The organism is Pedobacter sp., assembly GCF_040513095.1.
Taxonomy (GTDB): domain Bacteria; phylum Bacteroidota; class Bacteroidia; order Sphingobacteriales; family Sphingobacteriaceae; genus Pedobacter.
Genome location: NZ_JBEVDX010000144.1, coordinates 1 through 25,068, shown reverse-complemented (window position 1 = coordinate 25,068; position 25,068 = coordinate 1). Strand labels below are relative to the sequence as shown.

Here is a 25,068-nt window from a genome sequence, read left to right as displayed (position 1 = left end):
TCCTGAGCTGTTATTTTTACTACGGTTAAATTAATTAATAATTTAATATGATGATGCTAGCAGAACTTGAGACTATTCCCGTAACTACAAATCATTGTGATAATCCAGATTGTCACCAATGTGCCGAAGCAAAATTTGTACGTGATCTTCAGGAGCGTAACAATATATCCTTCAGACGATTGTATCAGCTGTATGCCTCTCCTTTATTGGGCATCATCCTCAGGGTCGTACCTGCAAGAGAGATTGCTGAGGATATCTTACAGGATTCCTTTGTGAAGATCTGGAAATCGATCGACACATTTGATCCTGAGAAGGGTAAACTTTTTACCTGGATGGCCAGGCTGGCACGTAACTCTGCGATAGATTATAAGAGAGGGAAGTCGTTCTCGAAAAGCACCAAAAATGAAGATATCGACAGCGTTTTTTGCCAGGTTGATAGTTATCATTATGTACCTGACAGAACGGACTCAATAGGGGTAAGGGAACTGATGTGTGTGCTTACAGCATCACAAAAACAAATCCTTGACCTGGTATACTTTCATGGCTATACGCAGGCTGAAGTATCGGATGAACTGCAAATCCCCCTGGGGACGGTAAAATCTAAGATCAGGCTGGCTGTAAAAGAACTCCGGGGTTATTTCGTGTAGCCTGATCTTAGCATATTTATTAACTGTTATTACCTATTTATAAACTTCTATTTGCCCAACTCCAAGCTGGACTTTGCCGCCATTTCCGGGAACTGCCTGTTTGGATACCAGTCTGATATACCTGGCTGAAGTGCTTTGCGGTAATGCAATGCGCTGCAGGATAGGGTTGGCTTCGATATTGGAGAACTCACCACTGCTGATACTTTTCCATGTGCTGCCATCTTCACTCACCAGCAACTCATACTTTTGAATTGCACCGGCAGATGATTTCTCCTGCTCCGGCAGGTAACTCAATGCCGAAAAGCTAAGGGGATAACCCATATCAATGGTGATAGAGTTGTTATCATTAAGCACCTTCCAGGATGTTTTATCGTATACATTGTTGTTTTTAGCTGCAGTTACTTCCTTGATTTCCGGTGCCAGGTACAGGCCAATTTCACTCAGGGCAATACTTACAGGTGCATATATATGGATACGGATTTTAGCTGTGCTTTCTTCTTTAGCCAGGCGGATGATCCTGTTGGCACCAATGCTGGTAGCTTTTGCAAGTTTAACCCACTGGTTGTTCTTAAATGCTTCTACTTCAACACTGTCTATACGCTGACCAAGTTTAATGTTTTCACGAAGCTGAATAATAGAGAAAGTGACTGGCTTTTTGAAATCGAGGTTAACTGTTGCCTGCTGCACTTTATCATCCGTTGCCCAGTAGCTGTAACGGTCTGCATCTGTTAAATTGGCTGTACCGTATTCTTTTTGCTGTTTTCCACGCACATTACTAACACTGATGCTAGCTTGTTTAGCCAGGTTGACGCTAAAAACTTCTTTCAGGTATTTGCCAAATGCAGCCAGTGCGGCCACATCATTAGGATGCAGTATGCCTTCTGTGGTAGGGGAAAGTCCAAGATCAAGTGCTCCACCGCGTCCTACAGAATTACAATAGATATTAAAAAGCTGTGCTGTTGTTTTTAACTGGTTATCCTGCTCAGGGTGATAAAACCATCCTGGTCTCAGTGCTACGTCGCCCTCAAAAGGAATCCATTTCTCGCCGCCCCGGGTACCGCTTCCAAGATTGTAGTCATCCATATATCCGGGCATCGGGGCTTTCCCCTCATTACCTTTAATTGTAATGGTAGACCAGCTTGTTTCAGGTGCAAGTCCTTTTTCGTTTCCAACCCAGCGCACATCGAGTCCGATATCACTAAAGATAGATGCATTGGGCTGCAGCTTTCTGGTGATCGCCCAGGTATTCATCCAGTCGTAATAAGAAGACTGATCAACTTTTCTCTTTTCGTTCTTTCCGCCATAAAAACCGTCACCACCATTGGCACCGTCATGCCAGCTCATGAATAAGTCGCCATAATTGCTGTACAGCTCGGTAATCTGCTGGCGGTAAACGTTCACATATTCCGGACTGCCGTAAGTAGTATTGCTCCGGTCCCATGGAGAGCAATAGATCCCGAATTTCATTCCTTCCTGTTTTGTTGCCAGCTGAAACTCTCTGACCATATCTCCCTTGCCGTTTTTCCAGGGACTTTCACTGATATTGTATTTGGATGTTTTTGTTGGCCATAAGGCAAATCCATCATGGTGTTTGGCAACATATACTATTCCTTTAAATCCTCCTGATTTCGCGGCAGCAACAATCTGGTCTGCATTAAACTTTGAAGGGTTGAAAATAGCGGGATCTGCATCGCCATAACCCCATTCCTTGTTCTGGAAGGTTGTTGGCGTAAAATGAATGATACAGTACATTTCTGTTTCCTGCCATTTGAGCTGTCTTGCGCTTGGCAGTGCTCCATAAGCTGCGGGAGCCTTCACTTGTGCTTGTGAAGCGGCAGCTGCGGCAAGGATTGCTGGTATAATTAATAGGTTACTCCTTTTAAATATGTTCATTTTATAGTTTTGGTGGTTTAGCGTTCCGAAAGTACAATTCTTTATCTATTTATCCCAACTTTCGCTGCGGCCTGCCCGGAGCTTGCTTTAAGTAAATAAAACTTATTCATCTTGCAATTGTTAAACCAACTCAAATATGAACTTATGAAAAACATTAAAACTCTGATTACTATGGCAATGGCGGGAATGATTTTTGTCGCCTGCAGTGGAAACAAGAAAGAAACTTCAGGTGCTGATTCTGCGGCTACCACTACAATGACGGATAGCACAGCTTCGGATACTGCTTCTCTTTCCGATACCAGTGTAAAACCTGCTGACAGCACCCATTCGTTCAGAAACGACAGGGGAACTGATAGTGTAAGTGCCGGCAAATCAGTTCCTGCAAAACCTTAAACCTGATTTATCATCTTTTTGTCAGCTTTGTGCCGAAATCTTTATCATGAATAATCCTTTTCATTTGTATGTTGTCATATAGACACAAATGAAATAATTATGAAAACTCTAAGGTTTAAATCAGTAATAGTACTGGCAGCTCTGCTGATCATCAGCGGATTTTCTACAGAAAGTGTTTTGGCACAAGGCCGCGGTGGCCGTGGCGGCGGCGGGGGTGGTGGTTCCCGTGGCGGTGGCGGCGGTTCTGCGCACATGAGTAGTGGTGGCGGATCACGCGGCGGCGGTGGCGGTAGTGCACGTATCAGCAATGGTGGTGGCTCACGTGGGGCTGCAAGTGCCTTCGGCGGACAGCGGGGTAATACCAGTGCTTTCAGTGGAGGACGTGGTGGAAGAGGTAGTTTGGCGATCAGAGGTGGATCATCGTTCCGTGGCGGTAACAGGGGATTTGGTGGCCCGGGTAGAGGATATGCAGGCAGAGGCCGCAGCGGTTTTTACGGGGGTTCTCGCTTTGGTGTGCACGGATACTACGGCCATGGTTTTGGCAGACCATATTATGGTTACTATAACTACTACAGACCATATTTAGGTTTTAGCCTTAGTGTTTTGCCATTCGGATATTATCCTTTCTTTTACGGGGATGCACAATACTACTATTCAAGCGGTTTGTACTACAGACAGTATGATAATGAATACAAAGTTGTAGTACCTCCGGTTGGTGCAGAAGTTCCTTCTGTTCCTGAAGAGGCAGAGGAAGTAACTATCAACGGACAAACTTATTACGAATATAAAGGTGTATACTATAGCCCGGTTGAAAAAGCAGATGGTAAAACAGCCTACATTATTTCTGGAAAAGACGGTGTGCTGAATACTGATAACGGTGATGTCAATGCCGGAAGCGGTGCAAGACTTGGCGATATTGTAGATCAGCTCCCTGAAAATACGAGAGAAGTTACTGTAAGAGGTGAGAAACTTTATGTTTCTGAAGATGGGGTTTACTATGAGGCTGTGCAGGATGGAGATAAAGTCACTTACAAGGTTGTAGGGATCTAGGTTCTGCTTTAAATTTTTGGTTTAAAAAATGGTTTATATTACATTGATGCTGCCTGCCGCTGAAGGGCGCCAGAAGGCATCAATGTAATATAAACCATTTTTTTTAAAAGATTATCTGAACAGATGTACTAGACGATCTTCTAAACCTTGCGCGTTAAAACCATGCATGGGTGCTACTGGATGCCGATTTGCAGGTGTACTACTAAAGGTGCAATTGCAGGGTTGCAATTGGAGGCGAGAGCACAGGGGCGTAATTGGAGGCTGAATTGCAGGGCTGCAATTGGAGGCGAATTGCAGGCGTGTTACTGGAGGCTCAATTGCAGGGTTGCAATTGGAGGCGAGAGTACATGGGCGTAATTGGAGGCTAAACTGCAGGGTTGCAATTGGAGGCGAAATTGCAGGCGTGCTACTGGAGGCTAAATTGCAGGGCCGCAATTGGAGGCGAATTGCAGAGGGTGCAACTGGAGGCGAAATTGCTGAGTTGCAATTAGAGGTTAAATTGCAGGGTTGCAATTGGAGGCGAATTGCAGGTGTATTAATAAATATATATTTTAGGTAATATTGCTTTTAAAAGGGAGATTATGATCAACTGGGGTATAATTGGATGCGGAGATGTCACTGAGGTTAAAAGCGGGCCTGCGTTTAATAAGATAGCGGGGAGCCGTTTGGTTGCTGTAATGCGTAGAGATGCGGATAAGGCAGCTGATTATGCCAGGCGGCATAATGTTCCGAAATGGTATAGCGATGCTGATGATCTGATGAACGATGATGAGATTGATGCTATATATATAGCTACACCACCTGCCTTCCATTTATCTTATGCGATGCAGGCTTTAAAAAAGGGCCTGAATGTTTATGTAGAGAAGCCGGTTACTTTGAATGCTGCAGAAGCGGAGGTACTGGCTGCTGCGGTAAAGGAAAGCGGTGCCAGATTGGTGGTAGCGCATTATCGCCGTGCTGTACCTTTGTTTTTGAGAATAAAGGAATTGATTGAGAGTGGGATAGTGGGTGATATCCGAACGGTGCAGATCAGGATGTGGCAGGCAGCAGTTCCGGAGCTGGTGGCGGATACCGCGGATAACTGGCGGCTGCAGCCCGGGCTTTCGGGCGGGGGCTATTTTCATGACCTGGCACCGCATCAGATAGATCTGCTGTTATTCTATTTTGGAGAGGCAGTGAAGTACCAGGGCTATGCGCTTAATCAATCGGGACTAAGCGCGGCAGATGATCATGTTTGCGGGCAGGTCGTTTTTCGCAATGGTATAGTGGTGAATGGTTCCTGGTGTTTTAATGTTGGGGAGCAGCAGCAGACGGATCTTTGTGAGATCATTGGTACGGAGGGAAGCATCAGCTTTGCTTTTTTCGGTAAATATGTGACCTGGAAAACATCAGGTGAGGAAAAAACCGAAATATTTGTACATCCCCAGCATATTGAACAACCTATGATCGGCCAGGTAGTTGATTACTTTAATGGTCTGAACGACAATCCCTGTTCTATAGAAGAAGCAATAAAAACGATGGAGATTATGGATGGTTTTGTAAAATAGGGGCAGGACAGGACAGGTTGCGAGTGCTGAACAATATAAATAGTTTTAGAGCACCAAATAATAAACCAGTGTCCTATGTCCAAAATCCTACTTTTCGCTAACATTTCTGGCAAAAAATTATTAGCACTCTTTTTCTTTTCTCTTTTTAGTATAACTACACTTCTCGCACAGGAAAGTGTCACAGTTAATGGGAAGGTGTCTGATGAAAAAGGGCTCGCTCTGCCAGCAGTTTCTATTAAAATTAAAGGTACTACACAAGGCGTGTCTACCGACGCCAATGGTATTTATGCCATTAAAACTACGATCGGCGCAACACTCGTATTTCAGTATATCAGTTATTTGCCGCAGGAAGTGGTTGTTACCAAGGCGGGCCTGATCAATATCAAACTTCTTGAAGCCAATACCAAACTTGATGAAGTTGTGGTGGTTGGTTATGGTACGCAAAAGAAAGGTAACGTAACCGGTGCCATTGCTACATTTAAAGCCGACAAACTGGAAGAACGACCTATTGTAAGGGTTGATCAGGCTTTGGTAGGCCAGATGGCAGGTGTATCAGTAAAACAAACCAGTGGAACCCCCGGAAAAGCTTTCAGCATCCAGGTAAGGGGAACAGGTTCAATTTCAGCAGGAAATGAACCTTTATATGTCCTTGACGGTTTTCCCCTCGCTTCGGCAAGTCCGAATGGATCAGGAAACTTTTCGACAGGAAATCCCCTGGATAACATTAATCCCAACGATATTGAATCTATACAGGTACTGAAAGATGCCTCGGCAGCTGCGATCTACGGATCAAGGGCAGCCAATGGTGTTGTACTCATTACTACTAAAAGAGGTAAGAGCGGTAAGCCGACGATCACTTTAAATACTTATGCAGGTACGGTTGAGCGCAGTAAAAAACTGGACATGCTGAATGGTGCTGAATGGATCGACAGGGCTACTGAAATGATCAACGCCCAGTGGGTAGCTTCAGGAACAGGCAGAACAGCAAGTCAGACGACTGATCAGCGACGCGCTATTTTAGGTCTTGCTCCGGGTGCATTCAACGTAACCTATATGCTGGACGACCGCTGGGCACAACCGGGTTACGGCGGACTCAACGTTATCGACTGGCAGGATGAAATCTTCAGAACAGGCTTAACACAAAACTATCAGCTGGGTGCAAGTGGTGCCACTGAAACTGTGAACTATTATGTTTCGGGCAACTATGTGAAACAGCAGGGTATGGTTGTGGGAATGGACTACGAGTCGTATTCTGCAAGGGCAAATGTGGAGATCAAAGCGAATGACAATTTGAAATTCGGCGTGAACCTGGCACCTACCTATTCGGTAACCAATGATCCGGGTGTAGAAGGCAAGGACAATATCCTTCACCAGGCACTCTCTATGTCACCTATCCAGCAGGACATGGCGGGCAATGTAAACGTATTTAACTCTACACAGTATATCTGGGCAGTATCTACCAATGATCCCCTGGCGAAACTGAACAATACAATCGGAATGACCAAGAAATTCCGTACACTGGGAACAGTATTCGGGGAATATAAAATCCTGGATGGCCTTACCTTTAAGACTACTGTCAATCTCGATAATACCGACAATACTTCAAAAAGTTATACTCCATATACCATCACAGGTTCATTATCTACAAGAACAACATCACCAAATCTGGGCACATCAGGTTCTTATGGAGGATACCGCAAACGTACGTTCGTAAATGAAAATACGCTGTCGTATGTAAAGACATTTAAAGAAAAACATGACCTGTCAGTTTTGGTTGGACAGGCGTACAACTCAGATAAAATTGAAAACGTAAATCTTTCCTCAGTAGGAGGTTTTGGCGTAGGTGGAATTACCACGCTGGGAAGTGCATCTGCGGTAAACGGAAGTACCAATGAGGCAATGAACGTATTGCTGTCTTATTTTGGAAGGTTGCAGTACAGCTTTGACCAGAAATATTTATTCTCGGCCAGTATCAGGAGAGACGGATCATCCCGTTTTGGCACCAATAACCAATATGGAATTTTCCCATCGGTATCTGCCGGATGGAATATTGCTAAAGAAAGCTTCCTGAAAGACAGCAAAAAAATCAGTGAACTGAAACTGAGAGTAAGTTATGGTGAATCCGGAAATTACAATATCGGTGATTACAGCAGCAGAGGTTTGCTGGGCAGCAATAACTATACCTTCAATGGTGTGCCGGCATATGGACAGGCACTGATTGGTGTGGCCAATCCAAACTTGAGCTGGGAGAAATCAAAAACGACAGACATAGGTCTGGATATCGGATTGTTCCAGAACCGTATTACAGCATCGGTTGATTACTACAATAAATTAAACACCGACCTCTTGCTGAATGTTCCTATTCCTGAAGTAACAGGTTTTGGTACTCAGCTCAGCAATACAGGTAGTGTAAGAAACAAAGGTCTGGAGTTTGAAGTGAGCAGCAGAAACTTAACCGGTGCATTCCAATGGAATACCTCAGTTAATGTAAGTCATAATTCAAATAAGGTAGTTTCACTGGCTGCAGGACAATCACAGATTCTGATCCCATCAAGCTTTGATGTATCGCACAGTTTATTGAGAGTAGGCGAGCCAATGTACAGCATTTATGTAGTACGTCAGGAAGGTATTCTTACACAACAGGACATCAACAATAAGGTTGCGCTTTTTGGCAGCCAGACCGTAGGTGATCCAAAATACAAAGATGCCAATGGCGACGGTGTAATTGATGCGAATGACCGTGAGATCGTTGGTCATCCGAATCCGGACTGGACTTTTGGGGTAACAAATACATTCCGCTATAAAGGATTCGACCTGACGGTACTTGTACAGGGACAAACAGGCGGGTCTATCTATTCACTGCTTGGGCGTGCTCTGGGTAGAACAGGACAAGGTGTTCCGGATAATGCTCTTGGTTTCTTCAGAGACCGCTGGCGCTCTCCTGATAGTCCGGGTGCCGGTGAAGTTGGAAAAGCTTATTCAACTTTCGGCCGTATCAAAAATACAGACTGGTTGTATTCTTCGAATTATGTACGTGTACGTAACATTACTTTGGGTTATGACCTGGGCAAACAGTTTCAAACCAAAGCTGTAAAAGGTGCAAGGATCTACGTGACAGCAGAGAACTTCTTTGGACGTGACAGTTACAAAGGGGGTTTCAATCCTGAAGCCAGTAACACCAACCTGAGCGGTAGCGACATCTTCCCGGAAGCGGGTGATTATGGCGGACTTCCTTTGCCTAAATCCTTAATCCTGGGTCTGAACTTTACATTTTAACGAAAGAAATCATGAAGAAATTTATATATACATTACTGGCCGGTGCTGCCCTGATCACTTCCTGCAAGAAATCTCTTGATCAGCAACCGATATCAAACAATACCACAGATACCTATTTTTCTGCACCAAATGACTTTCTGCAAGGCATCAATGCAGTATATAACGACCTTCGTACCTATCCTGACAGGCTGCTTAATCTATCGGAGACACGTTCTGATAACTTATATGCAGTATCTGAAGGTGGTGTGCGCGACTGGGAAGGTATCAACAGCTTTTTCAAGACAATCGCTGCAAATGCGTATGTGGAAGAAGCATGGCTGAAAGATTTTAACGGTATTTCAAGAGCTAACACCCTGCTTGATCAACTTGCTAAAAATGGTGCTGCAGTTATTCCTGATGCAACGCTACGAACCAGATATGAAGCAGAAGCAAAGTTTCTGCGTGCATTTTATTACTTCGACCTGGTAAGGACGTTTGGAAAGGTGCCTGTGATTGATCACCCTGTACTGACAGATGAAGCACTGACCATACCGAGAAGCCCGGTTGCGGATGTTTACAAACTGATCCTTTCGGATCTTCAGTTTGCTGCCGACAATCTGCCTTTAGCTTCTGCTTATGCTGTTACAGACAAAGGCAGGGCATCTAAACATGCTGCAAAATCGCTGCTGGCGCTGGTTTACATGACACGTTCGGGACCAACTTACAGTATCGAGGGACCTGGCCTAGGTTTAAATGAGTGGAGTCTGGCTGTTGCACAGTTAAATGATGTAATCAGCAGCGGACAATATACTTTCCTCACCAACACAGGTACAGCTACAACAGCATACAGCAGCATTTTTTCATATACCAATGAGAATAACAGAGAAGTGGTTTTCAATATTGAATTTGCTACAGGATCCAATCCACAGCTGGGAGCTACTTATCCCTGGTTACTGGTACCGGATGGTTATTTCCAGTCACTGGGACAGCCTAACCAGGGCGGTCTTGAAATCAGACCGATTTCCAATAACCTGCTGAGTTCTTATGAAGCCGGGGATATACGTAAAACCTTCTCTATCCAGGCGGGTTATGCCATTCCGAGAGGAGTAACCGAAACCAGGTCATTTTTTAAAAAATATATTGATGTGACCAAAGTACCTGCTTCAAGAACTGACTGGCCGATCAACTTTATAGTACTCCGTTATACAGATATCCTGTTACTGAAAGCAGAGTGTGTGCTTCATGGTGCTGCGGGATCACAGGCTACAGATGTTGATGCTGTAGTGAACAATGTTCGCCTCAGGGCTGGCCTTGCAGGCAATCAGGTGAATGTAACACTGCCACAGCTAATGGAAGAACGCAGGAAGGAATTTGCTGCTGAAGGTACGCGCTGGCATGACCTGGTACGCAGTGGACTCGTTACTACGGTAATGCCTGCATGGATTGCTGCTGATGATGTGAGAAAACAGATCCAGCCATTTACACCTAATTATATTATCTATCCTGTGCCGCAAAGCCAGATGGATGTGAAAACCGGATTATACAGTCAGAATAGCGGTTATTAAATCATGCTGTTCCGCACAGAAAAAATATTCTGCCGGTCTTTGATCTTATTGCTCTTGTGTGGCTGCTCTGCAGCTGCACAGGAGCTTTATCCTTTAAGGCTTCAGCAGCAGCCCTGGCATGGAGAGGAAAGGACACTGCGCTATCATCCCGAAGGGGAAGATTTTGTTATCCGCAATGGCAAGCGCAGGTTTAACCGTGCATTATACGGAACTCATTCTGCTTTCAGGGTAGAAGCGGGCGATCTTCCCGAGTTTTCCATGTATATGCCCGGTATGGGCGGCAACCTGCAGATAGGTATTATCCGTGGAGATAAAAGTACCTGGCTCATCAAAGCGGAGGACATCACAGCGAGATACACGCCCGGAAAAATGAGCTATGAAATCCGTGATCCTTTACTGGGGAAGGGAATCCTGCATGTAGTGATCCTGGCACTGGCTGATAATGAAGGGTTGATCCTAAAAACCTGGATGGATGGTCCCCTGCAGAATATCCGGCTGGTTTATGCCTTTGGAGGAGTCAGCGGCAAAAAATTCAGCCGTTCAGGCGATATGGGTCCGGATCCTGAATCAAGTTTCTACCTTGATCCCGAAAATTGCAGGGATAACAGGTATCAGCTTAAGGATGCTTCTTTCCAACTTAAATATGGTAAAAATGAAGCGGCTTTATCCGGGGTTTTCCCTGGTCAGTTAAAACTTGCTGATGCCGGATCGCTGGACAAACCTATTGAATTTAGTCAGAGCAGCAGTTCAGGTAAACCAGTCCTTAGCTGTATCAAAACTATCGCCGCTGGTCAAAGTCAGTATATTCTGATAAAGGAAGGAGCAAGTACATCAGGATACAGCAGCCTGGCCGGCATCTTTCATGCAGCAGAAGCTTCAAGGCAGAAAATTGCCGGACGCATCACAGTAAATACACCAGATCCTTATATCAACACCATTGGAGCTGCGATCAGCATTGCCTCGGATGCCATTTGGGAGGAACCATCCTATATGCACGGCGCGGTAGGCTGGAGAATGCGGCTTAACGGCTGGCGCGGTCCCTATACCGCTGACCCGCTGGGCTGGCATGACCGGGCAAGATCACACTTTGAATCCTATGCAAAATCTCAGGTTTTATTGCCTCTGACCGGGCAGGTAATTCCCGATACGGCCTTTCGTCTCGCCAGGCATCTGGAAAAAATGGGGACATCCATGTTCAGTTCCGGTTATATCAGTCGCGATCCTGAGGGCAAATCCATTCGTCCGCATCATTATGATATGAACCTCATCTATATAGATGAACTGCTCCGGCATTTCAACTGGACGGGTGATCTGAAATTTGCAAGGCAAATGTGGCCCATCCTCAAACGGCATCTGGAATGGGAAAAACGCAATTTCGATCCTGACAATGACGGTTTGTATGATGCCTATGCCGTAATATGGGCAAGTGATGCACTTTATTACAGCGGTGGTGCCGTTACACATTCGTCGGCCTATAATTACCGCGCAAATGTGATGGCTGCCCGCGTAGCCTCGCTACTCGGAGAACCTGCTGATACCTACAAAACTGAAGCCGCAAAGATTTTAAAAGCAATGAATGCCAGCCTCTGGATGCCGGGGCCGGGAACCTATGCTGAATACAGGGATGCACTTGGACTAAAAGCCCAGCATCCTTCTGCTGCCTTGTGGACGATTTACCATAGCATCGATTCGGATGTTCCTGATGCTTTCCAGGCTTATCAGAGCCTGCGTTATATTGACGATGCAATTCCTCATATTCCCGTAAAGGCAAAAGGTTTGGATAAGGAAGCGTATTATACTTTATCTACCACCAGCTGGATGCCCTATACCTGGTCTCTCAACAATGTGGCAATGGCGGAATCCATGCATACGGCTCTTGCCAACTGGCAGGCCGGCAGAAATGAGGAAGGGTTTAAACTGTTCAAAAGCGAGCTTCTGGCGGATATGTATCTGGGCGGAAGTCCTGGTAATTTTGTACAGATCTCACATTATGATGCGGCAAGGGGCGAAGCTTACCGGGATTTTGCCGATCCTATTGGGATTTCCTCGAGGGCATTGGTGGAAGGACTGTTTGGAATTGTGCCTGACGCATTAGCCGGTCAGTTTACTATACGACCCGGTTTTCCGGAATCCTGGGACCATGCTTCGATCAATACACCCGATATCTACTTTGACTTTAAAAGAAAGGGTAAGACAGACCGGTATATGATCGTCCCGGCTTTTGAGCAGGCTTTATCCACCAGACTACAGGTAAAAGCACATGGACAGTCGGTCAGCAGTGTAAAACTTAATGGAAGCCCGGTAGCATGGAAAAGTATTCCCGCTGCTGTTGGATTGCCTGTGATTGAAATTGATATCCCGCTCAATACTGTTAAACAAATTGGGATAGAAATCGTATGGCAGGGAGAACCTTTCCAAAAGATACAGCTGGAAAGGCAATATGCTATTGGCGATCAGCTCCGGCTGAATGCAGGGGCAAATGTATCGGTAATTGGTTTGAATGATCCGCAGAAAGTCTTTACAGCAGCAAAATTTAAAGGATCTTCTTTTACCGCTCAGCTGAGCGGAACCGAAGGCAGCAAAACAGCTTTTATACAACTCAAAACAAATGGTTTTACCTGCTGGTATCCGCTGTGTTTTGATTTATCCCAACCTGTATCCTTCGTTCAGGCGGCATCACAGGAAAAGAATAAACTGGTATTTGATGTAATCAATAACCGCTCTGTTCCTGTACAGGGAGTTTTGTCCGTTAATGGTTTCGAAAAGAAGATCACCGTTGCCGGCAAGGGACAGCAGGAAATAAGCATTGAAGGCGAAATGGTCAAAACCGGCACAAATGAAATCCGTTTTACTACTGCTAACAAAGAGATATTTAAAGGAAGCGTAGTTAACTGGAATGTGGAACATGGAACCGTTCAGCAACGTTCAGTAGATCTCTCTTCCGGGTTTAACGCCAGTGTTACCCAGATCTTTAAAAACAAATATTTATCGCCGCGCCCGCAACTGGGGCCAACACTGCAAATACCCTGGCAGGGGATTGGCGACTGGCCGCATTCGCTGGAAAGCGCAGCTATAGATGACAGCGGCTTGCGTAAGCTGGCCGGGAAAACAAATGAGATCAGCCTTCCGCAAGGCATCCGTTTTAAAACACCCGGAGATGTGCCTCAACGGGGCGATACCGATCATTATAACATCATTTTCAGTTCGCGCTGGGATAACTATCCTGCAGAAAAGGAAATCCCGCTTTCAGGAAAAGCAGATCACGCTTATCTGCTGATGGCAGGATCTACGAATCCGATGCAAAGCCAGTTTGACAACGGCAAAATTATCGTTACGTATGCTGATGGATCTTCATCAGTGCTGATATTGCATAACCCTGAAACATGGTGGCCAATTCAGGAAGACTACTATACGGATGGCTTCGCGTTTAACCTGAAGCAGCCGCGGCCGCTGAGGATTCACTTGAAAACCGGAAAGGTTGATTTGGGTCTTTCAACTGTAAATGACCAGGGAAAAACTACAGAAGTTACAGCTGATGGTGTAAAGCTCGCCGGACAGTCAGATCCCTCCAAAGCGGAACATCTGCAGATACCCGGCGGTGCAGCTACTGTTCTGGATTTGCCGCTCGATAAAAATAAAGAACTAAAAAGCCTTCGCCTGGTTACCCTTGCAAATGATGTGGTGATCGGGCTGATGAGTGTTACCCTAACTTTATAACAATGATAACCAATAAATATATTCTGTGCTGTTTACTGCTGCTAACCATTGGTACTCTGAATGCCCAGACCAGGGATGAATGGGTTAAAAAAGTTGGGGCAAGAACAAAACCTGCAAAAAAGGAAATCTTTAAAGTTGCTGCCGGCAAAGACAGCACACAGCTGCAAACCATTGCGATACAGAAGGCGATTGATGCCTGTGCTGCTGCAGGCGGAGGCATTGTGACTTTTGATCCGGGGGTTTATCTTACAGGGTCCATTTTTCTAAAAGATGGGGTGCAGCTCAGCATAGCGAAAGGTGTAAAAATAAAAGGCAGTGAGGACATCAGGGATTATCCTGAAATAGACAGCCGTATTGCAGGTATTGAAATGAAATGGCCTGCCGCACTGATCAATGTGATCGACCGTAAAAATGTGGCGGTTACAGGTGATGGATTGGTTCATGCCCAGGGAAAAGTATTCTGGGAGATGTACTGGAAAATGCGGAAAGAATATGACGCCAAAGGCTTACGCTGGATTATTGACTACGATGCAAAAAGACCGCGGACAGTGCTCATATCAGGCTCTACAGATGTAACACTCAGTGGCCTGACTTTACAGCAGGCTGGTTTCTGGACGGTACAGGTATTGTATTCAAATCATGTGACCGTAGACGGATTGTTGATTCAGAACAATGTAGGAGGCCATGGGCCGAGTACTGACGGTGTTGATATAGATTCCTCTTCGTGGGTACTGGTAGAAAACTGCGATATCGACTGTAATGATGATAATTTTTGTATCAAATCTGGCAGGGACTGGGACGGCCTCAGGGTAAACCGCCCTACAGAATATGTGGTGATCCGGAAATGTCTTGCCCGCAGAGGCGCCGGTTTGCTGACGCTCGGAAGTGAAACTTCGGGAGGTATAAGGCATATTGTGGCGACCGGGCTTAGGGGTAAAGGCACAAAAAATGCACTCAATATGAAGTCGGCCGTTACAAGGGGAGGGACTGTAGAAGACATCTATTTTGAAAATATTGCAATGGATAGTATAGGTACATTTTTACAGGTGAATATGAATTGGAACCCGGCATACAGCTATTCTAAATTACCGGATGGATACAATGAGGCTACCATACCCGCACACTGGAAAAAGCTGCTGACGAAAGTAGAGCCTGCCGCTAAAGGTATCCCCGTTTTTAAAGATGTATACATTTCCAATATCAATATTAAAAGCGCTAAAACCGGAATCAATGCAAACGGTCTGGCTGAATCCAAACTAATAGGTTATCACCTTAAAAATGTGACGGTTACGGCTGAAAAAGCAGGACTGATCGATCACGCGAAAGGCTGGGAGTTTAAGAATGTAAAAATTATCGCCGATGATCACGGAAAACCGGTCTTGAGCGATACTGCTGATATGAATATACCATTATAAACGATACCAAACGTGAGTTAAAATTATTTGAAGATGAAAATGAGTTATCAGTTTCCAGGATTGTTTAATAGAAAGTTTGCTTCTTTGGTCCTCATGTTAGCCGGTCTGTTCTTATGGATGTTGCCCGCTAAAGCACAGCGGCAGATGGAAAACCTGGGGCGCGGCATCGTTGCTGTCTACAAAGGAAATGATTCTGTATACCTGGGATGGCGGATGCTGGGCACAGATCCTGAAGACATAGCTTTTAATGTGTACCGCAAAACAGGGAAAAATCCTGCGGTAAGAATAAATAGCGCGCCTGTTACCAAAACCACTGACTTTGTGGATACCCGCGTAGACCTTGATCTGGCAAACAGTTATACGGTAAAGGCCATTATCCGGGGGAAAGAACAGGAAGAATGCAAGCCTTTTGTTCTTCCGGCAAATGCAGCAGTCAGGCAATACCAGACTGTAAACTTAAAAACTCCGGCAGGTTATAAGCCAAATGATGTTTCCGCAGGTGACCTGGATGGGGATGGCGAATATGAGATCGTCCTGCACCAGGCTGGCCGTACAAAAGATAATTCACAGAGTGGTATAACTGATCCGGCAATCTTTCAGGCCTATAAAATTGACGGCACGCTGCTCTGGGAAATTAACCTGGGCATCAATATCCGGGATGGTGCGCATTATACCCAGTTTATGGTGTATGACCTGGATGGGGATGGAATTGCAGAATTTGCCTGTAAAACTGCCGATGGAACCAGGGATGCTGCAGGAACAGTAATTGGCGATGCCAAAAAGGACTGGAGAAATGCTGATGGGAAAATCCTCGACGGGCCTGAGTACTTTACAATCTTCAACGGTAAAACGGGAAAGATCATGTCTACCGTCAACTATCTGCCGGCAAGGGGAAATTTAGCCGGCTGGGGAGGTCATGGCGGCAGTGGAGGAAATGATACGAAAGGGAACAGGATAGACAGATTTTTAGCGTGTATAGCTTATCTGGATGGGAAACATCCCAGTATAATCATGTGCCGTGGTTATTATGGCCGTACCGTGCTGGCAGCCTGGGATTGGAAAGATGGCAAACTGAGCTCCCGCTGGGTATTTGATTCTAAAGATGCCGAAAACCCATATTCAGGTATGGGCAATCATAACCTGACTGTTGCAGATGTAGATGGTGATGGCAGAGATGAGATTGTTTACGGTTCAATGTGTGTTGACGACAATGGGAAAGGCTTGTATACCACAGGACTGCGCCATGGTGATGCACTGCATGTGACCGATCTCGATCTGGAACATCCAGGGATGGAAGCTTTTGGTATCCATGAGATCGAAGACGATACCAAAGGCCCCGGAGCTGCGATGTATGATGCCCGGACTGGGAAAATCCTCTGGAGAGGCTCAGAAAATACTGATGTAGGCAGGGGAGTGGCTGAAAATATTGATACTACGCTTACCGGGGCACAATTATGGTGGTCGGGCTCCAACGGACTGTTTGATACAAAAGGAAAGCGGGTAGGGGACAGCCCTTCTTCCACTAACTTTGTAATCTGGTGGGACGGCGATCTTTCGCGCGAACTGCTGGACAGTAATCATATCGATAAATATAAGGGATCCAGACTGTTAACAGCCACAGGATGTGTATCCAATAACGGCTCCAAGGCTAACCCTGCCCTGACTGCCGATCTGTTTGGCGACTGGCGCGAAGAGGTGATCTTCAGGACCGAAGACAATCAGCAGCTGAGGATTTATACAACAACAATCCCGGCACAGCAAAGATTATATACGCTGATGCATGATCCTCAGTACAGGCTCAGTATAGCCTGGCAGAATATTGGATACAATCAGCCCCCGCATCCCGGATTTTACCTGGGCAAGGGCATGAAAAAAGCGCCGGTGCCTAATATTATTACTCCAAAATACAAATAGAACTTACCGAAACATATGCATATGAAAACATCAAACAAAAAATATCTCGGCCTGGCGCTCCTTGCTGTTTTATCACTCTCTACCGCTTTTACCCTATTAAAAGATAAACCTACACTGTATGTTATCGGTGATTCTACCGTAAAAAACGGTTCAGGAAAAGGGATCAACAGTATGTGGGGCTGGGGGGACTTTATCGGTGATTATTTTGATAAGGGAAAGATCAATATTGAGAACCGCGCCCTTGGCGGAACAAGTTCAAGAACATTTATAACCAAAGGACTTTGGGACAGCGTACTGGTAAAAATAAAGCCCGGCGATTTTGTGATCATGCAGTTTGGCCACAATGACGGGAGCCCCCTGGACGATACAGCAAGGGCCCGCGGAACAATTAAAGGTATCGGTACAGAAAGCAGGGATATTTATAACCCGATCACAAAAAAACAGGAAGTAGTATATACCTATGGATGGTATCTGCGCAAAATTATAAACGAAGCAAAAGCAAAAGGTGCAACAGCCATCGTTTGCTCACCCATCCCGCGAAGTGACTGGAAGGATGGCAAGGTACTGCGTTCTGAACAGGGGTATGGCGGCTGGGCAGAGCAGGTGGCCAAAGCAGAGGGTGTATATTTTGTTGACCTCAATAAAATCACAGCAGATAAATACGATATCTCTGGCGAGTCTGTAGTGAAGGCTTATTTTCCGGGCGACCATACGCATACAAATACTGAAGGCGCAAAGATCAATGCAGCATCCGTTGCTGAGGGTTTACAGTTGCTGAAAAAGTGCCCCCTAACAAAGTATATGCTTAAAAAGTAGCTGCAAATGAAAAGAAGATATTTTATCTCTGGAATGGCGATGCTCTCGGCTGCAGGTCTTTTGCCTGAGATAGCTATTGCTGGTGACAGTAATCCTGTTAAAGCGGCTACAAATCCAGCTGAAGGCACAGGCAATGTTTCTGAGTTTTCCAAACACCTGACTCCCCTGGGCAGGGCTTTGGAAATGGAAGGTTATTACGTCTGGTGCAACAGTCCGGTTGAAGCTGAGGACGGCAGAATACATCTGTTTTTTTCAAGATGGGTGGCCACAAAGAAAATGGGCGGATGGATCAATGGCTCAGAAATTGGACATGCTGTAGCTGAGTCCCCGGAATCAGAATTCAGGTTTAAGGAGGTGATCCTTGCTCCCCGGGGGCCAGGTTTCTGGGATGCCACTACCTGCCATAACCCATTGATCAAAAAGGTAGATGGTAAATACTGCCTCTTTTTTATGGGCAATTCCAATGGAAAGACCAATACCAAAAGGATAGGTCTGGCTACTGCAGATTCTCTGGATGGTCCATGGAAGCGGCCGGATCAGCCCTTGCTCGAAGCCGGCGAAACAGGTGCATGGGATGATCATTGTACTACCAATCCCGCTTTTATCAAACATCCGAACGGCCAATACTGGCTGTACTATAAATCCTGGAACACCAGCGAATATGAAAATTCTACAGATCCCATAATCCGTGGAAACCGGAAATACGGACTCGCAATCGCTGACAAACTGGAAGGTCCGTATAAGAAATATGCGGGTAATCCGGTGATTGACTTCTCCCATAAAGGAGGGAACAAACAGTTTGAAGATGCGTTCATCTGGCGGGAAAAAGGAAAGTTTAAGATCATTGCTCGGGATATGGGCATATTTAACCATGAGGACGGCCTGATTATGGAATCCCGGGATGGTATAAAGTGGGCGGAGCCGCAGATCGCTTATTATGATGCTGCACATTATATTACACAGCCAGCTCCACCTTCTTATCTGAAAAAATACGGACGTTTTGAACGCCCGCAACTGCTCTTTCAAAAGGGAAAAGCAACCTACCTGTTTACAACATCACAGGGAGGGAAATACATGACAGCTTCACCATTTATATTCAGGATCACATGAAATTAAAAACAGGATCATTGGCTGTGTTTATGCTGCTGTGTTACACCAGTTTGCAGGCTCAGAAAATAGACCGGCCAGCCCTTGTGGGCCGCCACAATGTAAAAGTAGATCAGATTGATTCACTCTCTTCGTTGTCGGTTGGGAATGGAAAGTTCGCTTTTACGGTAGATGCCACGGGTTTACAGACTTTCCCTGAAAGTTACAGAACAGGTATTCCTTTGGGTACTCAGTCGGAATGGGGCTGGGATACTTTTAAAGATACTGCAGGGTACAACATATCCGAGTCCTTAAGGGATTATCAGCAGTACGGGCGAAAGGTGAGTTATGTAGTGCAAATCAAAAAGCCGGAAAGAAACAAGATGGCTTCAGACTGGTTCCGCCAGAATGTACACCGTTTACAATTGGGTTGCCTGGGTTTTGAGATAGACCTTAAAAACGGTAAAGCTGCTGGGCCATCCGACATTAAAAATATTCAGCAGGAACTTGACTTGTATAAAGGAGAGATCAAAAGTTCATTTACTGTAGAAAATCAACTGGTAGAAGTGCTGACTGTGTGCCATCAGACAGATGATATTGTGTCTGCACGGGTAAAATCCAGTCTCATAGCTCAGGGAAGACTAAGAGTAAAACTGCGCTTTCCATATCCTACGGGAGACTGGGCAGATGTAGGAGATAACTTTAGTTCATCTGAGAAACATCGCTCTGCGGTGATCAAAACTCAGGCTGAGGGGGCGCTTATCAGTCACCAGCTGGACTCGGCCTCGTATTTCGCTGCCTTACACTGGACCGGGAAAGCATTGCTGTCTGAAAAAGGTAAACATGCCTTTGTACTGTTACCAGATAAAAGTTCTGCGGTTTTCGACCTGAGCGTATCGTTTACGCCACAAAAGCCGGTAAAGGCTATTCCCTTGTTTAGTGCTACTGAAAGTAACAGTATTTCGGCATGGAAATCATTCTGGCAAAGTGGCGGAGCGGTAGACCTTTCAGGGAGTACAGATCCGCGTGCAAAAGAACTGGAACGCCGCATAGTACTTTCGCAGTACCTTACCAAAATTCAGTGCGCCGGTTCCACGCCTCCGCAGGAGACCGGTTTAACCTGCAACAGCTGGTACGGCAAACCGCACCTGGAAATGACCTGGTGGCATATGCTGCATTTTGGTATGTGGGGACGGCCTGAACTGCTGGAAAAGAGTGCCGACTGGTATTTCAAGGTAGCTTCAGGGGCTAAAAAGCTGGCTGCGCGTCAGGGATTTGATGGGCTGCGCTGGCAGAAGATGACTGATAACAATGGTAATGAAAGCCCCTCTTCGGTGGGCGCATTGCTGATCTGGCAACAGCCCCATATCATCACATTTGCAGAAATGGATTACCGTGCCCATCCAAACAGACAGACACTGGAAAAATATAGGGAACTGGTTTTTGGTACCGCTCAGTTTATGGCTTCTTTTGCGCATTATGATGAAGCAAAAGGCCGTTACATGCTGGGGCCGGGACTGATCCCTGCACAGGAAAGGTTCAAAGCCGAAGAAACTTTTAATCCAACTTATGAACTGGCTTACTGGAACTGGGCCTTAAAAACCGCACAGGCCTGGCGCGGACGCCTTGGGCTGCCGCCTGAGAAAAAATGGGATGATATCCTGGCGAAATTGTCTCCTCTGCCTCTGCAGGACGGTGTATATCTTGCTGCGGAAAGCGCAAAGGATTCTTATTCCAATCCGGAGTTTAAAACTGACCATCCTTCTGTACTGGGTGCTTATGGCATGCTGCCGGAAACGAGCCTGCTGGATAAACAGGTGATGCGCAAAACATTCGACCTGGTCTGGAATGTATGGAGCTGGGATAAAACCTGGGGCTGGGATTTCCCGATGACAGCGATGACAGCTGCACGCCTGGGATTGCCTGAAAAAGCAATTGATGCTTTGCTGATGAACGTGAAGACCAATACTTATCTTGCAAATGGCCATAATTACCAGGATGAGCGCCTGCGCCTGTACCTGCCGGGAAATGGTGGCCTGCTCACTGCGGTAGCCATGATGTGTGCGGGATGGGACGGAGCTACAGAAAGCAACCCCGGATTTCCAAAGGACGGTACCTGGAAAGTAAAGTGGGAAGGACTTCAAAAAATGCCCTGATCATAACATCGTTACAGGAAAACAGGATACAACAGGTTGCCGTTGACAGCGATTTGACTTATTATAGGGCTGAAAACCAGATATAGCTGCTGATGAAGCAGAATACCAATTGATATGAACAAAAAAAACCGTCCATTTTATGCAGCGCTCCTTACCGGGCTCATAATGATCCTTTTCATTGGCAATATGGCTGATGCCCAGACGATTTCTCTCGCCGGAAAATGGCGTTTCAAGACTGATGCTGCGGATGAAGGTGCCGCTCAGAAATGGTTTAACGTACGCTTGCCAGAAGAAGTAACCTTGCCAGGGTCAATGGCAGAAAACCTGAAAGGTGATGACATTACTTTACAGACAAAATGGACTGGCAGTATCTATGACAGCTCATACTATTTTAATCCCCGGCTTGAAAAGTACCGTCAGCCCGGCAATATCAAAATACCCTTCTGGCTCAGTCCTGCGAAACATTATGTAGGCGCAGCATGGTATCAGCGCGAGGTAAATATCCCGGCAGGATGGAAAGGAAAAAGAATCCTGCTGGAACTGGAATATGCCCATTCTGAAACTACTGTATGGGTTGATCAGGCAGAAGCAGGATCGCAGTATACTTTTGTTACTGCACAGAAATATGACCTGAGCCAGCAGCTCAGCCCCGGAAAACACAGGATTACCATCCGCATCGATAACCGTATCAAAGCAATAAACGTTGGGCAGGATTCCCATAGCCTGACTGACCATACCCAGGGAAACTGGAATGGTATAGTAGGCAGGATCCGGTTAACTGCAGGATCACATATTCAGTTTGATGATATCCAGGTTTATCCTGATTTAAAAAGCAAAACGGCAAGGATTGCTATCTCCCTGAAAGGGCCTGACTGCAGTGGTCGTATCACTTTAAATGCGCGCAGTTTCAACACAGCTGTTAGTCAGGAAGTTTCTCCGGTCAGCTCCGTTTTCAGGATTGTTAAGGGCGCAGGGAATTTAGAAATCACACTTCCGATGGGTGAAAAAATGCAAACTTGGGATGAGTTTGATCCGGCCCTGTATAAGCTTTCAGTTGTGTTAAGTACTGCGGCTGAAAAAGTAGGAAAAGAAATCAGCTTTGGGATGCGTGAGTTTAAAGCTTCGGGAAGGCAGTTTGAGATCAACGGGCGTCCTGTGTTTTTACGGGGAACAGTAAACAACTGCGAATTTCCTCTAACGGGATATCCGGCAATGGATGAGGCAGCCTGGACAAGAATCTTTAAAATTGCAAAAGCCCATGGATTGAACCATATGCGTTTTCATTCCTGGTGTCCGCCCGAAGCTGCTTTCATTGCGGCCGATAAAGCTGGTTTCTACCTGCAGCCTGAAGGGCCAAGCTGGGCCAACCACGGAACTTCTATAGGCGATAACAAACCAATCGACCAGTTTATATATGATGAAACTAACAGGATGGAAAAAGCCTATGGTAATTATGCTTCATACTGCATGCTGGCCTATGGCAATGAACCCAGAGGCAAACAGGTAGAGTACCTTACAAAATTTAACGACTACTGGAAAAAGAAGGATTCCAGGAGATTATACACCGGGGCATCTGTTGGTGGAAGCTGGCCGGTGATCCCCAACAACGAGTACATGGTAAGAGGCGGTGCCCGCGGACTGAGCTGGAACGAAAGACCGGAAAGTATGGCGGATTACAGCGCGTTGATCTCCAAATTTACAGTACCCTTTATAGCGCATGAAATGGGTCAATACTGCGTGTTTCCTGATTTCAAGGAGATAAAAAAGTATACCGGTGTATACCGTGCTAAAAACTTTGAACTTTTTGAGGAAGATCTGAAAGACCACGATATGGCGGATGAAGCTGAGCGTTTTCTGATGGCATCAGGGAAGTTACAGGCGCTGGCTTATAAGAATGAAATAGAAAAAGCTTTCCGCAGTCCCGGGTATAGCGGATATCAGCTCCTTTCCCTGAACGATTATCCCGGTCAGGGTACAGCATTGGTTGGTGTACTGAATGCTTTCTGGGATGAAAAAGGATATATCTCCCCTGAGGAATTCCGGAGATTCTCCAACAGTACAGTTTTACTGGCAAGGATTCCACAATTCGTTTACCAGAATGATGAGACTTTTGAAGCGGCGGTTGAGGTGGCACATTATGGACAAAAACCAATTTCAGCGGCTAAAGTAGGATGGAAGATCACAAATTCTGCTTCCGCTGTGCTGGCTTCAGGAAGTTTTGACAATAAAAACATCCCGATAGGAAATTGCTTCGCTCTTGGTAAGGTCATCTTCGCATTGACAGGCATTAAGGCAGCTGAGCAGTTGCATCTTGAAGTGAAGATCGAAGGAACTGAATTTGCCAATGGATGGGATTTCTGGGTATACCCTGCGAAATTGCCAGCCATTAAAACTGATGTTTATTACTGCAGGGAGCTGGATCAGAAAGCAGAAGAAATACTCCGGAATGGAGGAAACGTGTTTTTAAATGCTGCAGGTAAAGTAATCAAGGGAAAAGAAGTGGTTCAAACTTTTCAGCCGGTATTCTGGAATACCTCCTGGTTTAAGATGAGGCCTCCGCACACGCTGGGGATCCTGGTTGATCCTAAAGCTGCGGCCTTCGCTGATTTCCCTACAGCTTTTCACAGCGATATGCAATGGTGGGAGATTGTGAACAATGCCCAGGTGATGAACCTGGAAGATTTTCCGGCAGGTTTCAGGCCATTGCTGCAATCTATAGATACCTGGTTCCTGAACAGAAAACTGGCGGTAGTGTATGAAGCCAGGGTAGGAAAAGGTAAATTGGTAGTATCCAGTGCAGATTTATCAGCAGAAAAAGGTCCTGCGGCCAGACAGTTGTTCTACAGCCTGCAGAAATATATGCAGTCGGACGCCTTTAACCCAGCGTTTCAGGTTGAACTTTCTGTAGTAAAAGATGTATTCCTGACGGGTTCCAAAATCGTTTTTAAAACATATACCAGGGACAGTCCTGATGAATTAAAGCCTAAACCTGCCAAACCTCAATAATTAAACAATATATTAAACACAAATATTTCCCCCTCAAAATGGAATAACATGAACAACACAATGAAATTAAACAGCACTCTTTTTCTGGCCCTGATGATCACTTTCATGCATTCCTATGCACAGAAAGCTCCTGCAAAAAAATCAGTTCTGGCAGCAATGGAATCTACCAATGCTTATTTTATGAAGAAATGGCCTGATCCGGGTGCAACCATCACTACGAACACCACCCGTCCCAGTAATATCTGGACAAGGGCCGTGTATTACGAAGGACTGATGTCACTGCATACCGTTGAGCCATCCAAAGAATATTATGACTATGCGGCCGACTGGGGCGAGAAACATAAATGGGGACTGCGTGGTGGAGTAAGCACGCGTAATGGTGATAACCAGGCCTGCGGACAAACCTATATCGATCTGTACAATCTTGATAAACAGCCAGAGCGTATTAAAGACATCAAAGAATCAATGGATCTGATGATGAAATCCGTTAAGATTGACGACTGGACATTGATCGATGCCATGCAAATGGGAATGCCTGTATTCGCTAAACTCGGCGCTTTATATAATGATAACGCCTACTATGAGTACATGTATCAAATGTATATGCA

The 25,068-nt window shown here is 45.7% G+C and carries 15 protein-coding genes; 14 read left to right on the top strand and 1 reads right to left on the bottom strand.

Features of this window, described 5'->3' with window-relative positions; translation table 11 throughout:
* The first annotated feature begins 47 nt into the window (after positions 1 to 47).
* Positions 48 to 647 carry an RNA polymerase sigma factor gene (locus ABWY16_RS16120; protein WP_353905680.1) on the top strand — a complete coding sequence of 200 codons (600 nt, stop codon included), beginning with the start codon at positions 48 to 50 and terminating at the stop codon, positions 645 to 647.
* A 33-nt stretch (positions 648 to 680) separates the two neighbouring features.
* Here ABWY16_RS16120 and ABWY16_RS16115 read toward each other — a convergent pair whose 3' ends face one another.
* The gene (locus ABWY16_RS16115) at positions 681 to 2,540 is read right to left on the bottom strand and encodes an alpha-L-fucosidase (RefSeq protein ID WP_353905679.1); all 1,860 of its coding nucleotides are present in this window, start codon (positions 2,538 to 2,540) and stop codon (positions 681 to 683) included.
* A gap of 144 nt (positions 2,541 to 2,684) precedes the next feature.
* Here ABWY16_RS16115 and ABWY16_RS16110 point away from each other — a divergent pair, with 144 nt between their 5' ends.
* From ABWY16_RS16110 to ABWY16_RS16050, 13 genes are all read left to right on the top strand, one after another.
* Positions 2,685 to 2,933: a hypothetical protein gene (locus ABWY16_RS16110; RefSeq protein WP_353905678.1), complete on the top strand. Its 249-nt coding sequence runs from the start codon at positions 2,685 to 2,687 to the stop codon at positions 2,931 to 2,933.
* A gap of 99 nt (positions 2,934 to 3,032) precedes the next feature.
* Positions 3,033 to 3,983 carry a DUF6515 family protein gene (locus ABWY16_RS16105; RefSeq protein WP_353905677.1) on the top strand — a complete coding sequence of 317 codons (951 nt, stop codon included), beginning with the start codon at positions 3,033 to 3,035 and terminating at the stop codon, positions 3,981 to 3,983.
* Between the two features lie 581 nt (positions 3,984 to 4,564).
* A complete protein-coding gene (locus ABWY16_RS16100) occupies positions 4,565 to 5,530 on the top strand; it encodes a Gfo/Idh/MocA family protein (protein ID WP_353905676.1) in 966 nt (321 codons plus the stop codon).
* A gap of 75 nt (positions 5,531 to 5,605) precedes the next feature.
* A complete protein-coding gene (locus tag ABWY16_RS16095; protein ID WP_353905675.1) occupies positions 5,606 to 8,806 on the top strand; it encodes a SusC/RagA family TonB-linked outer membrane protein in 3,201 nt (1,066 codons plus the stop codon).
* An 11-nt stretch (positions 8,807 to 8,817) separates the two neighbouring features.
* Positions 8,818 to 10,350, top strand: coding sequence for a RagB/SusD family nutrient uptake outer membrane protein (locus ABWY16_RS16090; RefSeq protein ID WP_353905674.1), 1,533 nt, complete (start codon positions 8,818 to 8,820; stop codon positions 10,348 to 10,350).
* Between the two features lie 39 nt (positions 10,351 to 10,389).
* Complete coding sequence (locus ABWY16_RS16085; RefSeq protein ID WP_353905673.1) at positions 10,390 to 14,067, top strand: DUF4450 domain-containing protein; 3,678 nt, start codon at positions 10,390 to 10,392, stop codon at positions 14,065 to 14,067.
* A 2-nt stretch (positions 14,068 to 14,069) separates the two neighbouring features.
* Positions 14,070 to 15,482, top strand: a complete 1,413-nt coding sequence (locus ABWY16_RS16080; RefSeq protein WP_353905672.1) for a glycoside hydrolase family 28 protein — start codon at positions 14,070 to 14,072, stop codon at positions 15,480 to 15,482.
* A 33-nt stretch (positions 15,483 to 15,515) separates the two neighbouring features.
* Positions 15,516 to 17,396: a rhamnogalacturonan lyase gene (locus ABWY16_RS16075; protein WP_353905671.1), complete on the top strand. Its 1,881-nt coding sequence runs from the start codon at positions 15,516 to 15,518 to the stop codon at positions 17,394 to 17,396.
* A gap of 21 nt (positions 17,397 to 17,417) precedes the next feature.
* Complete coding sequence (locus tag ABWY16_RS16070; protein WP_353905670.1) at positions 17,418 to 18,212, top strand: rhamnogalacturonan acetylesterase; 795 nt, start codon at positions 17,418 to 17,420, stop codon at positions 18,210 to 18,212.
* A 6-nt stretch (positions 18,213 to 18,218) separates the two neighbouring features.
* Positions 18,219 to 19,322 carry a glycoside hydrolase family protein gene (locus ABWY16_RS16065; protein ID WP_353905669.1) on the top strand — a complete coding sequence of 368 codons (1,104 nt, stop codon included), beginning with the start codon at positions 18,219 to 18,221 and terminating at the stop codon, positions 19,320 to 19,322.
* A complete protein-coding gene (locus ABWY16_RS16060; RefSeq protein ID WP_353905668.1) occupies positions 19,319 to 21,454 on the top strand; it encodes a hypothetical protein in 2,136 nt (711 codons plus the stop codon). The genes ABWY16_RS16065 and ABWY16_RS16060 overlap by 4 nt, the downstream gene beginning before the upstream one ends.
* Before the next feature lie 114 nt (positions 21,455 to 21,568).
* Positions 21,569 to 24,460 (top strand): exo-beta-1,4-galactosidase, encoded by a 2,892-nt coding sequence (locus ABWY16_RS16055; RefSeq protein WP_353905667.1) that lies wholly within the window; start codon positions 21,569 to 21,571, stop codon positions 24,458 to 24,460.
* 48 nt (positions 24,461 to 24,508) lie between these two features.
* Positions 24,509 to 25,068, top strand: a 560-nt coding sequence (locus ABWY16_RS16050) for a glycoside hydrolase family 88 protein (RefSeq protein WP_353905666.1), incomplete at its 3' end; no start/stop codon positions are given.

What these genes read in the sequence shown, in the direction of transcription:
- ABWY16_RS16080 (WP_353905672.1), top strand. Translation starts at nt 14,070, where the DNA reads ATGATAACCAATAAATATATTCTGTGCTGTTTACTGCTGCTAACCATT.
- ABWY16_RS16065 (WP_353905669.1), top strand. Translation starts at nt 18,219, where the DNA reads ATGAAAAGAAGATATTTTATCTCTGGAATGGCGATGCTCTCGGCTGCA.
- ABWY16_RS16060 (WP_353905668.1), top strand. Translation starts at nt 19,319, where the DNA reads ATGAAATTAAAAACAGGATCATTGGCTGTGTTTATGCTGCTGTGTTAC.
- ABWY16_RS16075 (WP_353905671.1), top strand. Translation starts at nt 15,516, where the DNA reads ATGAAAATGAGTTATCAGTTTCCAGGATTGTTTAATAGAAAGTTTGCT.
- ABWY16_RS16070 (WP_353905670.1), top strand. Translation starts at nt 17,418, where the DNA reads ATGAAAACATCAAACAAAAAATATCTCGGCCTGGCGCTCCTTGCTGTT.
- ABWY16_RS16095 (WP_353905675.1), top strand. Translation starts at nt 5,606, where the DNA reads ATGTCCAAAATCCTACTTTTCGCTAACATTTCTGGCAAAAAATTATTA.
- ABWY16_RS16110 (WP_353905678.1), top strand. Translation starts at nt 2,685, where the DNA reads ATGAAAAACATTAAAACTCTGATTACTATGGCAATGGCGGGAATGATT.
- ABWY16_RS16055 (WP_353905667.1), top strand. Translation starts at nt 21,569, where the DNA reads ATGAACAAAAAAAACCGTCCATTTTATGCAGCGCTCCTTACCGGGCTC.
- ABWY16_RS16090 (WP_353905674.1), top strand. Translation starts at nt 8,818, where the DNA reads ATGAAGAAATTTATATATACATTACTGGCCGGTGCTGCCCTGATCACT.
- ABWY16_RS16120 (WP_353905680.1), top strand. Translation starts at nt 48, where the DNA reads ATGATGATGCTAGCAGAACTTGAGACTATTCCCGTAACTACAAATCAT.
- ABWY16_RS16115 (WP_353905679.1), bottom strand. Translation starts at nt 2,540, where the DNA reads ATGAACATATTTAAAAGGAGTAACCTATTAATTATACCAGCAATCCTT.
- ABWY16_RS16100 (WP_353905676.1), top strand. Translation starts at nt 4,565, where the DNA reads ATGATCAACTGGGGTATAATTGGATGCGGAGATGTCACTGAGGTTAAA.
- ABWY16_RS16105 (WP_353905677.1), top strand. Translation starts at nt 3,033, where the DNA reads ATGAAAACTCTAAGGTTTAAATCAGTAATAGTACTGGCAGCTCTGCTG.